The organism is Salibaculum griseiflavum (assembly GCF_003129565.1).
In the GTDB taxonomy this organism is placed as follows: Bacteria; Pseudomonadota; Alphaproteobacteria; order Rhodobacterales; family Rhodobacteraceae; genus Salibaculum; species Salibaculum griseiflavum.
This window is the reverse complement of the sequence record NZ_QETF01000004.1, coordinates 60,116-73,774: the sequence shown is the minus strand read 5'-3', so window position 1 is coordinate 73,774 and position 13,659 is coordinate 60,116. Positions and strand designations below refer to the sequence as shown.

Annotated in this window: 13 protein-coding genes; 8 read left to right on the top strand and 5 right to left on the bottom strand. The window is 64.2% G+C overall.

Features of this window, described 5'->3' with window-relative positions; all coding sequences use genetic code 11:
- The first annotated feature begins 15 nt into the window (after positions 1-15).
- The 4 genes from DFK10_RS05105 to DFK10_RS05090 are packed head-to-tail and all read left to right on the top strand — an operon-like array spanning position 16 to position 4,040.
- Positions 16-1,083: a carbohydrate ABC transporter permease gene (locus DFK10_RS05105; protein ID WP_109387277.1), complete on the top strand. Its 1,068-nt coding sequence runs from the start codon at positions 16-18 to the stop codon at positions 1,081-1,083.
- Between the two features lies 1 nt (position 1,084).
- On the top strand, positions 1,085-1,963 hold the full coding sequence (locus DFK10_RS05100; protein WP_109387275.1) for a carbohydrate ABC transporter permease: 879 nt from the start codon (positions 1,085-1,087) through the stop codon (positions 1,961-1,963).
- 6 nt (positions 1,964-1,969) lie between these two features.
- The gene (locus tag DFK10_RS05095) at positions 1,970-2,965 is read left to right on the top strand and encodes a glycoside hydrolase family protein (RefSeq protein WP_109387273.1); all 996 of its coding nucleotides are present in this window, start codon (positions 1,970-1,972) and stop codon (positions 2,963-2,965) included.
- Between the two features lie 4 nt (positions 2,966-2,969).
- On the top strand, positions 2,970-4,040 hold the full coding sequence (locus DFK10_RS05090) for an ABC transporter ATP-binding protein (protein WP_109387271.1): 1,071 nt from the start codon (positions 2,970-2,972) through the stop codon (positions 4,038-4,040).
- An 11-nt stretch (positions 4,041-4,051) separates the two neighbouring features.
- Here DFK10_RS05090 and DFK10_RS05085 read toward each other — a convergent pair whose 3' ends face one another.
- Genes DFK10_RS05085 through acsA form a run of 4 tightly spaced genes read right to left on the bottom strand, consistent with a single transcriptional unit; the run spans position 4,052 to position 9,222 of the window.
- Positions 4,052-4,294: an acyl carrier protein gene (locus DFK10_RS05085; RefSeq protein WP_109387269.1), complete on the bottom strand. Its 243-nt coding sequence runs from the start codon at positions 4,292-4,294 to the stop codon at positions 4,052-4,054.
- A complete protein-coding gene (locus tag DFK10_RS05080; protein WP_109387267.1) occupies positions 4,291-5,484 on the bottom strand; it encodes a dihydrolipoamide acetyltransferase family protein in 1,194 nt (397 codons plus the stop codon). The genes DFK10_RS05085 and DFK10_RS05080 overlap by 4 nt, the downstream gene beginning before the upstream one ends.
- 1 nt (position 5,485) lies before the next feature.
- On the bottom strand, positions 5,486-7,480 hold the full coding sequence (gene pdhA, locus DFK10_RS05075; protein WP_109387265.1) for a pyruvate dehydrogenase (acetyl-transferring) E1 component subunit alpha: 1,995 nt from the start codon (positions 7,478-7,480) through the stop codon (positions 5,486-5,488).
- Entirely contained in the window at positions 7,477-9,222 is a 1,746-nt protein-coding gene (acsA, locus tag DFK10_RS05070; protein ID WP_235866768.1) for an acetate--CoA ligase, read from the bottom strand. Before acsA ends, pdhA begins: the two co-directional genes overlap by 4 nt.
- A 153-nt stretch (positions 9,223-9,375) precedes the next feature.
- Between acsA and DFK10_RS05065 the strand changes: the two genes are divergently transcribed.
- From DFK10_RS05065 to DFK10_RS05050, 4 genes are all read left to right on the top strand, one after another.
- The gene (locus DFK10_RS05065) at positions 9,376-10,101 is read left to right on the top strand and encodes a sulfotransferase family protein (protein ID WP_217810062.1); all 726 of its coding nucleotides are present in this window, start codon (positions 9,376-9,378) and stop codon (positions 10,099-10,101) included.
- A gap of 104 nt (positions 10,102-10,205) precedes the next feature.
- Positions 10,206-11,048: a glycosyltransferase family A protein gene (locus tag DFK10_RS05060; RefSeq protein ID WP_109387259.1), complete on the top strand. Its 843-nt coding sequence runs from the start codon at positions 10,206-10,208 to the stop codon at positions 11,046-11,048.
- 47 nt (positions 11,049-11,095) lie between these two features.
- Positions 11,096-11,938: a glycosyltransferase family 2 protein gene (locus DFK10_RS05055; protein WP_109387257.1), complete on the top strand. Its 843-nt coding sequence runs from the start codon at positions 11,096-11,098 to the stop codon at positions 11,936-11,938.
- On the top strand, positions 11,932-12,702 hold the full coding sequence (locus DFK10_RS05050) for a glycosyl transferase (RefSeq protein ID WP_109387255.1): 771 nt from the start codon (positions 11,932-11,934) through the stop codon (positions 12,700-12,702). The genes DFK10_RS05055 and DFK10_RS05050 overlap by 7 nt, the downstream gene beginning before the upstream one ends.
- A 3-nt stretch (positions 12,703-12,705) precedes the next feature.
- Here DFK10_RS05050 and DFK10_RS05045 read toward each other — a convergent pair whose 3' ends face one another.
- On the bottom strand, positions 12,706-13,554 hold the full coding sequence (locus DFK10_RS05045) for a glycosyltransferase family 25 protein (protein WP_109387253.1): 849 nt from the start codon (positions 13,552-13,554) through the stop codon (positions 12,706-12,708).
- Positions 13,555-13,659: the final 105 nt, after the last annotated feature.

The window sequence follows — 13,659 nt, the reverse complement described above, 5'->3', positions numbered from 1 at the left end:
CGACGGAGAACGACCATGGCGTCGAAACTGACCCGGTCCACGGGGGCCGGCTGGGCCTTTGCATTGCCGGGCTTTGGCTTGATCGCGCTTTTCATCATCGTGCCTTTCTTCTTTGCCTTTGGCCTGTCGCTGACGAACCAGCGGCTGATTTCGCCGAACCCGACGGAATACGTGGGCTTCGAGAATTACCGCGACCTGCTGAGCCTGTCCGTGATCACGCTCGAACCCGAACGCGATGACAGCGGTGCGGTCATCCGCGATGAGGATGGCGAAATCGAATATCCTCGTGTGAGGACGATCACCCGGTCCGACGACTTTCCGCAATATCGCGGCATGCGCGAATGGTTCCGTTGGCAATCCGCCGAAACCGCCCGGGTGGTCATCGCAAGCGACGTGGTCTTCATGAAAGCGCTGGTGAACACGCTCATGTTCGTTCTGGTGGTGGCCCCCGTTCAGGGTGGGCTGGCGCTGATCCTTGCGCTGCTGATCAACCAGAAGCTCAGGGGCATCAATATCTACCGGGCGATCTATTTCATGCCCGTGGTCGTTTCCATCGTCGTCGTCTCGCTGCTGTGGCGGTTCATCTATGACGGCAATGACGGGCTGCTGAACAACCTGCTGTCAGCGATCACCTTCGGCGGCTGGCAACCGGTGGACTGGCTGGGCAACCCCGACACCGCGCTGGGGTCCATCATGGCCATGTCCATCTGGCAGGCTGTGGGCTTTCATATGGTGATCTGGCTCTCCGGCCTGCAGACGATCAGCCCAACGCTCTACGAGGCGGCTGAAATCGAAGGGGCGTCGAAGTGGCAGACCTTCCGCTATGTCACCTGGCCGGGGCTGCGCAACACCGCCGTCCTGGTCCTGATCGTGATCACCATGCAGGCCTTCGCGCTCTTTGCGCAAATCGACGTGATGACCAATGGCGGACCGCTGGACAGCACGCAGACGGTCGTCTTCCAGGCGGTCGAACGGGGCTATGGAAAGCAGGACATCTCGGGCGGCTCGACTATCTCGGTGATCCTGTTCCTTCTGGTGCTGACGATCAGTCTGATCCAGCGCTGGCTGACGAGGGAGAAATAACATGGCCGTCATCACTCCCGACAATCGCGGTCTGCGGCTGGTCGTGCGCTATGCGGTTCTGACCCTGATCGCGATCATCTTCATCTTTCCGCTGCTCTTCATGGGCATGTCCAGCCTCAAGCCCGACCAGCAATTGCTGGCGGACACCAGCAGCCTGCGGGCCTTCCTGCCGGTGGGCGACCTGAGCCTGGAGAACTACCGCGAGGCGTTCGAGCGCGCGCCGGTCGGGCTGTTCGTGTTCAACTCGGTGCTCGTGACCGGAACAACGGTCCTGCTCAGCCTCGCGATCTGCTCGCTCGCGGCGTTTTCCTTTACCTATCTTGAATGGAGGGGTCGCGGGCTGATCCTGTCGATCATTCTGGCAACGCTCATCATCCCGTTCGAGACCATCGCGATCCCGCTTCTGCTTCTGGTCAGCAAGCTGCCGTGGATCGGTTTCGAAGGGTTGGAATGGGGCTGGCTCAACAGTTACCGGGTGCAGATCATCCCCTGGATCGCCGATGGCCTGACGATTTTCCTCTTCGTCCAGTATTTCAAGGACCTGCCGCGGGAGTTGATCGAGGCGGCACGGGTCGAGGGCGCCAGCTGGTTCCAGATCTACTACAAGGTGGTCATGCCGCTGGCCGGCCCGGTACTGGCCACGGCGGCGATCCTCAAGTTTCTGGTCATGTACAACCAATATCTCTGGCCGCTGATCGTGGTGCAGCAGGAAAGCTACCGGCCGGTCATGGTGGGGCTGCAATACTTCTTCCAACTCAACATCGCATGGGGCGAGGTCATGGCCTACCTGACGCTGATCACGGTGCCGGTGCTCGCCTTCTACCTGGTCCTCCAGCGGGCCTTCATCGCATCAATCGCCTCGACCGGCGTGAAAGGATAATCACCGATGGTTCTCGCACTTCCCGACCAATGGATCTGGGACAGCTGGTATGCCCATGACGGGGAACGCTGGCATGCCTGGTTTCTCAAGGCAGACAAATCCCTGATCAATCCAGAACTGCGCCATTTCAACGTCAGCCAAGGCCATGCGGTCAGTGATGATTTGGTGAACTGGACACATCTGGGCACCTCGCTTGCCCCGGCCGAAGGACCAGCCTGGGACGATTTCACCACCTGGACCGGGTCGGTGCTGCAAGGGCCAGATGGGATCTGGCACCTGTTCTACACCGGCAGCCGCCAATCCGAAGAGGGGCTTTACCAACGCCTGGGCCACGCGACTTCGACCGACCTGCACAGCTGGGAGCGGGTCGGCGATGGCCTTTGCCTTGACCTGGTGGGGCCAAACGCGAAATTCTACGAGGCGGACTTTGCCGAGGGTCACTGGCATGACCGGGCCATGCGCGACCCCTGGGTCATGCCCGACCCCGAAGGCGACGGATACCTGATGTTCTTCACCGCACGGGTGCCGGATGTGCGCGAGCCCAATGCCGGCGGAGCGATCGGTTTCGCGACCTCGCCCGACCTGATGACCTGGACCCTGCAACCGCCGGTCTTCGCGGGCGGATATGGGCAACTGGAGGTGCCGCAGGTCTTCGAGGCGGGCGGCAGCTGGTATTGCCTGTTCTGCACCGCGGCCGAGCACTTCTCCAAGGAACAGGCCGAACAGACGCCGGGCGGTCCGGTCACCGGAAACCACTACCTGATCGGGGATGGCCCGCGCGGGCCATGGCGCATCGCGCCCGGCCCGTTTCTGGACGGGGCCAACCCGTGCCGGCGCTACGCGGCACGGATCGTCGAGGATAACGGGCAATTGATGATCATGGGTTTCGCCGACCGCGGCGAGGACGGGCATTTCCTGGGGCATGTAATGGACCCCGAACCGGTGGACATCCGGTCGGACAGGCTGTTGCAGGTTCGCCCCCGGACGCAGGCGGCGGAGTAGGGACATGGCGGATGTAAGACTGAAGAACGTGCGCAAGAGCTTCGGCGCGGTCGATGTGATCAACGGCGTGGATATCGAGGTCGAGGACGGCGAATTCGTCGTCTTCGTCGGCCCATCCGGCTGCGGCAAATCAACCTTGTTGCGGATGATCGCCGGGTTGGAGGATATCACGAGCGGCACGCTCAGTATCGGCGGCACCGTCGTCAACGAGATGCCCCCGAAAGAGCGGGGCGTCGGCATGGTGTTCCAGACCTACGCCATCTTCCCCCATATGACGGTGCGCGAGAACATGGGGTTCGGCCTGACCATCGCCCGTGCCGGCAAGGAGGAAAAGGACCGCCGCGTGAACGAAGCCGCTCGCATCCTGCAGATGGAACACCTGCTGGACCGCCGCCCCAGCCAGTTGTCGGGCGGCCAGCGCCAGCGGGTCGCCATTGGACGGGCGATCGTCCGCAAACCGTCCGTCTTCCTGTTCGACGAGCCGCTGTCGAACCTCGATGCCGCGTTGCGCATGGACATGCGTATGGAGATCGGCAAGCTGCATCAGCAGCTTGAGGCGACGATGATCTATGTCACTCACGACCAGGTCGAGGCGATGACCCTGGCCGACAAAATCGTGGTGCTGCGAGATGGCGAGGTGATGCAGGTCGGCACCCCGATGGAGCTTTATCATAATCCCGCAAATCTCTTCGTCGCGGGCTTCATCGGGGCACCGTCCATGAACTTCCTGAGCGTCGATGTCTCCGAGGTCGCCGACGGCGTGGCCTTGGTGTCAAACCCGTCGCTCGACCCGGTGCGGATTGGCTCGGTCAAGCAACCGGTCGCCGTTGGACACAAGGCGACGCTTGGCATTCGCCCGCAATACCTGCACCCGACGGACCCCGACAAGGGCATGTTGCACGGCACCGTGGCGCTGACCGAGCGGCTGGGCGCGGAAACCATCGTCGATGTCGCCATGAAGGACGGCACCAAAATCATCGCCGCCCTGTCGGAAGACAGGATGCTGGACCCCGGCACCGAGATCGGCCTGACCTTCGACACCGAACAGGCGCACCTTTTCGCAGAACATCCCTGATCCCGCGCGGCCTAGCTTGCCACGTGGCTCTCCAGGTATCGCGTGGCCAGCGCCACGGTGGCGATGCGGGGATAATCGGCCTCGGGGATATCGACGCCGAACCGTTTATGCAGCGCCATGACGAGGTTCAGGACATCCATGGAGTCGAGTTCAAGATCATCCTGGATATGCTCGTCATCGCCCACGGTATCAGGGTCGATATCGGGCGCGATATTGGTCAATTCCTCCAGGTAGGCGGCGCGAAAATCGGTCATAGGGCCTCCGGTTCTGACATCAGCGTTTCGAATTCCGAGATGAAGCGGGCAACCTGGCGGCCATCGCTGACCCTGTGGTCGGCGGAGAGGGTCAGGGTCACGACGTGGCGCGGCACGACTGCGTCGCCCACCACCCAGGGTCGCCGATGCGGTGCCCCGATGCCCACCAGGGCCACCTGCGGCGGGAAGATCACGCCGGTCATCGCCTCGGCTCCGGTTTCCCCGAGGCTGGAAATCGTGATGGTGCCTTGTGTCATTTCCGAACTGCGCAGGCGCCCGGCGCGGGCGCGGGTCACCAGGTCGCGCATCCCGCTCATGGTCTGGTCCAGCGTCATGTCCTGGGCATCCATCAAGGCAGGCGCGACGAGCCCGCCGCCGCGCAAGGCAACGGCGACCCCCGGATTGACACGGTCGGCAGGTCGGAATGCGCCATCGGTGAAATGCCCGTTCATCACCTTGATCTTGGCCGCGGCCCGCGTCGCCGCGCGGACGAACAGCGCGCCCAGCAGCACCCGTTCGGGCGGGGGCCGGTCGGCATTGAGGGCGGCGAGGTAGTCCATTGCCGGCTGCACGTCGATGGTCTCGGACAGGTAGAAATGCGGGATAGACTGCTTGGACCGGGTCATCGCGGCGGCGATGGCCTTGCGCATCTCGTCGACCGCTGACCCCGTCCCGCCGGTCCGGGCTTGCGGCCGGGCTGGCCCAGGCACAGCGACTTCGACATCGGCCAGAACGATCACCCCGCCCGGCCCGCTGCCCGTGATGGCAGACAGGTCAAGGCCCAGTTCGTGCGCCCGCACCCGCGCCGCCGGCGAGGCGGCGGGGCCAGCGCCCGCATGCGGGGCAATGTCGGGCGTCGGCGGGGGCGCGGTGATGTCGTCAGCAGGGCTTTGTGCGGTCATGTCCTCCTGGACCGGCTCGGGCGCCGCCGGGGCCTCGGCGGGCGGCGCTTCACCTTCGGCAAGGATCACGGCGAGGGGCGCACCCACCGGGAGTTCCGCGCCCAGTTCAGCGATGAGCTCGTGCACCGTGCCGCTCTCGAAAATCTCGATCTCGATCGCGCCTTTCTGGGTTTCGACCACGGCAACCACATCGCCGCGATTGACCTGGTCACCGGGTTGCACCGACCATTCGACCAGCTTGCCGGCCTCCATGTCCGCCCCGAGCGAGGGCATGCTGAACACCCCCATCTCAGCGCCCCATCATCGCCCGGGCCGCCGCGACGATGCCCGGCACTTGCGGGATCGCAGCATCCTCGAGGTGTTTGGGATAGGGAATTGGCACCTCTTGCGCACAGACCCGGCCCACCGGCGCATCCAGCGACCAGAGCGCCTGTTCCATGATCCGGGCCGATATCTCTGCCGAGAGCGACCCGCTGCGCCAGCCCTCGTCCACAACCAGCGCCCGGCGCGTCTTGTTGACCGACGCCATGATCGTCGCGTCATCCAGCGGCCTTAGGCTGCGCAGGTCGATCACTTCGGCGTTGATGCCATCCCCGGCCAGGGCCTCGGCCGCCTCCAGCGTCTTGAAGAGCGAGCCACCATAGGTGATCAGCGTCAAATCCGTTCCGGCGCGCCGAACGGCGGCGCCCGCGATATCCACCGGGCCAGCCTTGGCGTCGATCCGGCCTGTCATGTTGTAGAGCATGACGTTCTCGAAGATCAGCACCGGATCGGGGTCCTGTATCGCTGTCCAGAGCATGCCGCGCGCGTCCTCCAGAGTCGCCGGGGCCAGAACCTTGAGACCGGGAATATGCGCATACCACCCCTCCAGCGAATGGGAATGCTGGGCGGCCAGTTGCTTGCCGGCGCCTGTCGCCATGCGGATCACCACCGGAACGCCGAACTGCCCGCCGGACATATGCCGGATCGTGGCGGCGGTGTTCATGATCTGGTCGAGCGCGAGCAGGGAGAAATTGACCGTCATCAGCTCGACGATGGGCCGCATTCCGGCCGCAGCCGCCCCGATGCCGGCCCCGGTGAACCCGGATTCCGACAGTGGCGTATCGCGGATCCGTTCCGGGCCGAATTCATCCATCAAACCCTTGGACACCGCGTAGCAGCCGCCATAGGCGCCCACGTCCTCGCCCATCAGGAAAACCCGGTCATCGCGGTTCATGGCGTCGCGAATGCCCTGTTTGACCGCCTCTCGGTAGGTCATTTCGACCGTCTCACCAGACGCCGCGGGCGCAGGCGGCGCAGGGGGCTGTTCGCCCAGCACATGGTTGGTCAGCGTTTCCAGCGGTTCCCATGTGCCAGCCTCGGCAAAGGACACCGCTTCGGCGATCTCGGCCTCGCTCGCTTTTTCGATCTCGTCGATATCGGATTGATGGATCAGTCCGTTTTCCAGCAGCCAGCCCTGGAACCGCACGATCGGCCCCTTCTTGCGCCAATCGGCGACCTCGTCCTTGTCGCGGTAGAGCTGCGCATCGAACATCGAATGCGCCCGGAACCGGTAGGTCTTGCATTCGAGAAAGACCGGTTGGCCAGTCTCACGGATACGCGCCACGGCCTTGCGTGCCGCGGCCTCGACCGCAACCACATCCATCCCGTCGATCTGGTGCGACTCGATCCCGTAGGATGCCGCCTTGGCGTGGATATCGGTGGCGCTTTCCGTGCGGTCCAGCGCGGAGCCCATGGCGTAGCCGTTGTTTTCGCAGACGAACAGAACGGGCAGACCCCAAAGCGCGGCCAGGTTCATTGTCTCGTGGAACTCACCCTCGGCCACGGCGCCTTCGCCGAAGAAACACACAGTGACCCTGGCCTCGCCGCGCATTCGGTCGGCCAGCGCCAAACCACCCGCCAACGGAAGCCCACCACCCACGATCGCGTTGCCACCATAGAAATTCTTCCCCGCATCGAACAGGTGCATCGAGCCGCCGCGCCCGCCCGAACAGCCCTCGGCCTTGCCATACATCTCGGCCATGATGGCGGTCATCGGCACGCCCCGCACCAGCGCATGACCATGTTCACGGTAAGTGGCCACCACCCTGTCCTCAGGCCCCAGAACCGGGATGATCCCGGCGGCAATCGCCTCTTCACCATCGTAGAGATGCAAGAATCCGCGGATTTTCTCTTGGGTGTATAGCTCGGCGCATTTGTCCTCGAATTTCCTGACCCGGATCATGTCCCGCAAAAGCGCCAGCACATGGCCCCGGTCCAGCTTCGGCTTATCGCTTCGTGTCATGACTCGTCGGTCTCCAATGTCGAGATATCGCCTTCGGGCAATCCCAGTTCGCGCGCCTTGAGAAGTCGGCGCATGATCTTGCCCGACCGGGTCTTGGGCAGGGTTTCGCGAAAGACGATCTCACGCGGGGCCACGGCAGGGCCAAGGGCCTTTCGCGCATGGCCGCGAAGGGCGCGTTCGAGTTCTGCGCTCGGCTCGTGGCCGGGATTGAGCGTGACATAGGCCTTCACGACTTCTCCGGCGGTCTCGTCCGGCACACCGATGACGCCGGCCTCTGCCACGGCCTCGTGTTCGATCAGGGCGCTTTCCACCTCGAAGGGGCCGATCAAGTGCCCCGAGGTCTTGATGAGGTCATCAGCCCGGCCGACGAACCAGAAATACCCATCGGCATCGCGCATCGCCAGGTCACCGGACAGGTACCAGCCATCGACGAAACACTTGTCATAGCGGGCCTGCTCGTGAAGGTAGGCGCGCATCATCGAGGGCCAGCCGGGCCGCAGCGCAAGCTCGCCCACCTGACCATCGCCCAGCTCGGTCAGGGTGCCGTCTTCGGCGCGGTCGATGATCCCGGCCTCGATGCCGGGCATCGGCTTGCCCATCGACCCCGGCCGCACTTCCATCCCCGGCTGGTTGGCGATCATGATGCCCCCGGTTTCGGTCTGCCACCAATTGTCGTGAAACGGTTTTCCGAACACCTTGGCAGACCAGGTCACCGCCTCCGGATTGAGCGGCTCACCGACGCTGGCCAGGAACCGCAGGGATGAAAAATCGTAGGGCCGGGCCGCCTCGGCCCCGGTGCGCATCATCATGCGGATCGCCGTGGGGGCGGAATACCAGACCTCGACCCTTTCACGCTGGATCGTGCCATACCAGCGGTCCAGGTCGAACTCGGCCTCGTCGACGATCATGGTCACCCGGTTCACCAATGGCGCGATGATCCCGTAGGACGTGCCCGTGACCCAGCCGGGATCGGCCGTGCACCAATAGATCGTGCCCGGTGTCAGGTCGAGCGCATGGCGGCCCGAAAAGGCGTGATAGAGCACCGCGTTGTGAACATGCACCGCACCCTTCGGCTTGCCGGTTGTGCCGGATGTGAAGTGGATCAGCGCCGGATCCTCGGGGGCGGTATGGACCGTGTCGAACTCGGGGGCGGCGGCGCCCAGCGCCGGGCCCAGCGCCACGCAGCCCTCGGGCGCTTCGTCCCCCAGGATCAGGACCAGTTTCAGGCTCTTCAGCTCGTCCCGCCAGGCGGCAATCTTGCGCTTGTAGATCGACGCGGTGGTGATCAAGGCGGTGGCACTCCCGATCTCCATCCGGGTGCGGATCGGTTCGGGACCAAAGGCGGAAAAGAGCGGGGTGAAGACCATGCCGGCCTTCAACGTGCCCAAGGCCCCGGCATAGAGTTCGGGAACCCGCCCCATGAGGCCGAAGACAGCATCGCCCGGCTGCAATCCGTGGGCGGTCAGAACATTGGCGAACCGGGCAGCCAATGCCCGCATATCGGCATAGGACAGGTCGCGGGTCTCGCCGGATTTGCCGAGCCACCGCAGGGCGGCCTGGTCGCCATGGCCGTTCTCCACGTGCCGATCCAGCGCCTCGTGGCATATGTTGAGGCCATCGTCGAACCCGTCGACCAGTTCAGCGGCCATGCGCCAGCGCTCGGCCTCTACGGAATCAGGATGCGACATCTCGGGCCGGGAACCCTTTGCCCGAGACAGCGCATTGGGGCTGTCTGTCTGCATGGTCATCCTCCCTGCAGACAGTGTTTCGCCGCCACTCAAAAGGCGCCTTGACCCAGATCAATGGCCCCTAGGTGACCGAAGCGGGCCAGATTGACGGAACAGCAGGCAGCGACTAGGGAAACACGACGGGCGCAGCGCAAGAAGGGGCACCGCGTGGATTATCACTTGATCAAGCTGGGCGTCCTTTTGCGCTATGGTGGCCTTGCCCGGCATCCTCTGTTGCGCGGTTTGCCAGATCATTTGCGAGACAATATCGCCAAGCGCTTCATTTTTTCGCCCAAGCACGGCTTCACCTATCAGAGGGTGCCGAAAGCGGCGAATTCCACCATCGCCCGCACCCTGGCCGCACATATCCTGGGCAACGAGGCGATCCGACGCGACGGGCACGGCGCCCGAGCCAAGGGCCGCCTGCGCCGCCTCCCCTCGCCCGAGCAATTCGCCGACAGCTTCAGTTTCACCTTCGTTCGCGACCCGGCGACGCGGGTCCTTTCGGCATGGCGCGACAAGGGCCACAACACGAAATACATGCGGCGATATGGTCTCGAAGACCCGAAGGCACCCGGTAGACCAATCGCGTTTTCGGACTTCCTGCGGCGCCTGGACGCGGGGTTGCTGGACAAGGATCTGCATTGGTGCCCGCAGACGCTGATGCTGGTCGATGGCGGGCGGGCGTTCGACTTTGTCGGCCGGGTGGAGCGGATCGAAACCGACTTGCCGCATGTGATGGAACGCATATTCGGCAGCGCCGCCGCGCCCGCCACGTCTCCGGTCGACAGGACAGGCGCCAGCGCCCGTGCGGCACAGGATATCTCGGCAGACGACATGCGCCTGATCCGGCGGCTTTATGCCGAGGATTACGCCTTTATCGCCGAACTTTGACGCAGGCCGGGTGCATCGCCTTGGCAACCGGCTGCGCACCGGGTAGGCGTCAGCCCAAGATGCCCGTGTGCCATGATTTTCGAGACGTCCCAGACTTTTGACCGATGACCGTCATTTCCCTGTCCACCATTCCCACCCGCTTCGACAAGATCGGACCGACGCTGGAAAGCCTGTTGGCCCAGCGCGGTGATATCGAGGAAATCCGCCTGCACGTGCCACACCATTATCGCCGGTTTCCCGACTACGATGGACGCGCGCCGAAACTGCCCGAAGGGATCAAGTTGATCCGGCCCGAGACCGATCTCGGCCCGGCCAGCAAGGTTTTGTTCAGCGCGCGTGACCTGCGCGGCAGCGGTCGGCGTATTCTGTTCTGCGACGACGACCAGGACTACCCGCAAGGTTGGGCGGCGGCCCTGATCGAAGCGGCACGCGATCATCCTGACAAGGCCGTCTGCCTGCGCGGCGCGCGGATCGACAGCCTCGGCTTTGCTCCGCCGCGTGAAACCTGGGGGCTGCCCGACGCGGTCACGATTCCGAAGCGGCGCAACCTGCGCTACCAGGCCCAGCGGCTGGTGCAGAAGTCCACTCGACCATTCCGTGCGACGCTGGGAGACAAGCCCAAGCGCCAGTATTATCGCAAGGCCGGTCGGGTCGACCATTTCGCCGGGGTCTGCGGTGTCTGCGTCGATCCCGATTGGTTCGATGACCTTTGCTTCGACATCCCGCCGGTGATCTGGGCGGTCGATGACTACATGTTGTCGGGCCACATGGCCCGTCGCGGGGTGCCGATCTGGGCGATTGCAGCCCCGGCGGAATTGCAACCGCGCCTGACCGAGGCCGACAGTGCGACGCCACTTCTGCATTCGGTCATCGAAGGGCACAACCGTCGGCAGGCCGACGCCGCTGCCGTGCGCTATTTCCAGGAGACCTATGGCGTTTGGCTGTAGAAACCGGCACAAGGCGGGGTGCAACCCAGATGCCCGCGTGACAGGCCATGCCCGAAATCTCCGTCATCATCTCGACTTACAATTCGCCGGACTGGCTTGAAAAGGTCCTGACGGGCTATGCCTGCCAGAATGCCGCCCCGTTCGAGATCGTCATCGCCGATGACGGCTCCGGCCCGGAGACCGCGCAGCTGATCGACCGCTTCACAGGGCTGGGCCAGGACAGCGGCCGCTTTCGACTGACCCATGTCCGGCACGAGGATGACGGGTTCCGCAAATGGGAGATCGTCAATGCTGCCATCGCAGCGGCCAGGGGCGACTACCTGATCTTTACCGATGGCGATTGCATCCCGCATCCCGATCTTGTGGCCACCCATGCCCGGCTGGCCGCGCCGGGCCGGTTCCTGTCGGGCGGATATTTCCGTCTGCCCATGGCGACAAGTCGGGCGATCACGCTCGACGCGATCCGCACCGGGGCGGCGTTCCGGCTGGGATGGCTGCGTGCACACGGGCTGGGGTTCAGCCTCAAATGGCTCAAGGTCCTGGGGATGGCATGGCGGATCAACGCTTTGCTCGACAGGCTCTCCCCCGCCAAGAAGACCTTCAACGGCAACAATTCCTCGTGCTGGCGCACGGATGCCCTGCGCGTGCGGGGCTTCGATGCGCGCATCCGCTATGGCGGCGGCGACCGTGAATTCGGCTATCGGCTGGAACATGCAGGGATTGCGCCGAAAGTGATCCGTTATTCCACGCTCTGCCTGCATCTCGACCACCCGCGCGGCTACAAGAGCGCCGAGATACGCGCCGCCAACATGGCCATCATCGACGAGACCCGCTCGACCGGTCGGATCGAAACGCAACACGGGCTGACCGCGAAAGACGCCGAATGCTGAATGTCATCTGCATCAAATGGGGCACGAAATACCCCGCAGCCTATGTGAACCGCCTGCATCGCGGTGTGCGGCGATGGCTGGACCGAGACTTTCGGTTCCTGTGCTTCACCGACGATCCCGAGGGGATCGAAGACGGCGTCGAAATCCATCCGCTCCCACAGGAGGAATTCGAGGACGCCATTGTCGCCGGCATGTCCCGCGCCGGGCGCAAGGGCGCATGGCGCAAGGTATCATTGTTCCGCCCCGGGCTGGCGGACATGCAAGGCCTGCGGCTGGGGTTCGATCTGGACGTGGCGATCACCGGACCACTGGATGCGATTGTCGACCATGCCCCGGACAAAATCGCCATGCGCCGCGAATGGCGCTACGAATGGCGTGGCAAGGATGGCGGGCATGGCTCGGTCTTCTGTTTCGATCCCGACCTGCATCCCTATCTCTACGACGACTTCGCCGCCGACCCGGAGCGGGCCATCGCGCGCCACAAGGGCAGCGAGCAATACTACACGTCCATGACCGCCTTGCGGCATGGGACGCTGTCCTACCTGCCGGGCGAACTGGTCTGCAGCTTCAAGCGCAACGCCATCCCGCGGCTGCCGCTGAATTTCCTTTTGCCGCCCCGTCTGCCCGCCGAATGCCGCGTCATGTGTTTTCACGGACGCCCCCACATGGAAGAGGCGATCGACGGCTATCACGGGTCCTGGCGGCATTGGAGCCGCCCGTGCCCCTGGCTGCGTGACCATTGGATCGGCGACGAACGGGTTTGACCCTCAGTCATCGCCGGGCAATGCCCCGAGGAACGCCGGCTCGACAGCGCGGGCGCCCGTCACCTTGTGCAGCGCGCGGCGCAGTCCGGCGGCCTCGATCCGCAACCTGTAACGAATATCCCTGGTCGGAGTCACCCTGACACCGGGGTTGGCCCGCGATTGGTCCTGCTTGTCCGCGATGAGATCGGATGCCATGCCAACCTGGTCATGCAAGACAGGTGCGGGGTTGACGAAGCCGGTCCGCAGGGTCCGGAACCCCAGCGCCACGACCGGATCGAACATGAACTGATCGACGGGCCAGTAGAGGCGATCATGGCGGCGCAGCAGGTCCCGCGCCCCCTCGCGGGTCAGCAGGTAGGCGCCGGTTCCCAGGAATGGCCCAAGCAATCGGTAGAGCCTGGCCGGCACCGCCCCCGGCACCTCGTCCAGCGCCCGTCCCAACGGACGTTTTTTGCCCCGTCGTGCCGGGGCGACGTGGTGGTATTCCAGCTTGACGCAGGTCAGGTCGTGCAGCTTCAGCAGCCCGAGAAACCCGGCACCCAGGAAAGCGTGGATCTGCGGCGCGATCACCGCGTCATCTTCAAGCACCAGTGCCGCCGGAGCGTCGCTTTCCGCAAGGCGACGCCAGATGCGCATATGGCCGAGACCACAGCAAACCTCGCCCGGTGTCAGGGGGCCGTATCGCGCTGCATCGCGCTGACCGTGTTCGCGCAACAGGTCGGGGCCGAACTCCGTCTGGCGATCGATGGCGCGGACCCGTGTCAGTGGCAGGTCCAGCGCCTGGGCATTGCGCGAAAGACGCGCCCAGCGCTCGGGCTGCCGATCCAGATTGATAACATAGACGGGGATCATTCCGCGGCCCTTCCAAACTGACACGACAACACGGCGGGCAACCCGGAAACAGCTGCACACCGCTGAGCCCTTATCAGTAACGCAGGTGGCGGGCCCGAAAATCAA

What these genes read in the sequence shown, in the direction of transcription:
- acsA (WP_235866768.1), bottom strand. Translation starts at nt 9,222, where the DNA reads ATGCAGACAGACAGCCCCAATGCGCTGTCTCGGGCAAAGGGTTCCCGG.
- DFK10_RS05105 (WP_109387277.1), top strand. Translation starts at nt 16, where the DNA reads ATGGCGTCGAAACTGACCCGGTCCACGGGGGCCGGCTGGGCCTTTGCA.
- DFK10_RS05100 (WP_109387275.1), top strand. Translation starts at nt 1,085, where the DNA reads ATGGCCGTCATCACTCCCGACAATCGCGGTCTGCGGCTGGTCGTGCGC.
- DFK10_RS05055 (WP_109387257.1), top strand. Translation starts at nt 11,096, where the DNA reads ATGCCCGAAATCTCCGTCATCATCTCGACTTACAATTCGCCGGACTGG.
- DFK10_RS05085 (WP_109387269.1), bottom strand. Translation starts at nt 4,294, where the DNA reads ATGACCGATTTTCGCGCCGCCTACCTGGAGGAATTGACCAATATCGCG.
- DFK10_RS05045 (WP_109387253.1), bottom strand. Translation starts at nt 13,554, where the DNA reads ATGATCCCCGTCTATGTTATCAATCTGGATCGGCAGCCCGAGCGCTGG.
- DFK10_RS05080 (WP_109387267.1), bottom strand. Translation starts at nt 5,484, where the DNA reads ATGGGGGTGTTCAGCATGCCCTCGCTCGGGGCGGACATGGAGGCCGGC.
- DFK10_RS05060 (WP_109387259.1), top strand. Translation starts at nt 10,206, where the DNA reads ATGACCGTCATTTCCCTGTCCACCATTCCCACCCGCTTCGACAAGATC.
- DFK10_RS05095 (WP_109387273.1), top strand. Translation starts at nt 1,970, where the DNA reads ATGGTTCTCGCACTTCCCGACCAATGGATCTGGGACAGCTGGTATGCC.
- DFK10_RS05090 (WP_109387271.1), top strand. Translation starts at nt 2,970, where the DNA reads ATGGCGGATGTAAGACTGAAGAACGTGCGCAAGAGCTTCGGCGCGGTC.
- pdhA (WP_109387265.1), bottom strand. Translation starts at nt 7,480, where the DNA reads ATGACACGAAGCGATAAGCCGAAGCTGGACCGGGGCCATGTGCTGGCG.
- DFK10_RS05050 (WP_109387255.1), top strand. Translation starts at nt 11,932, where the DNA reads ATGCTGAATGTCATCTGCATCAAATGGGGCACGAAATACCCCGCAGCC.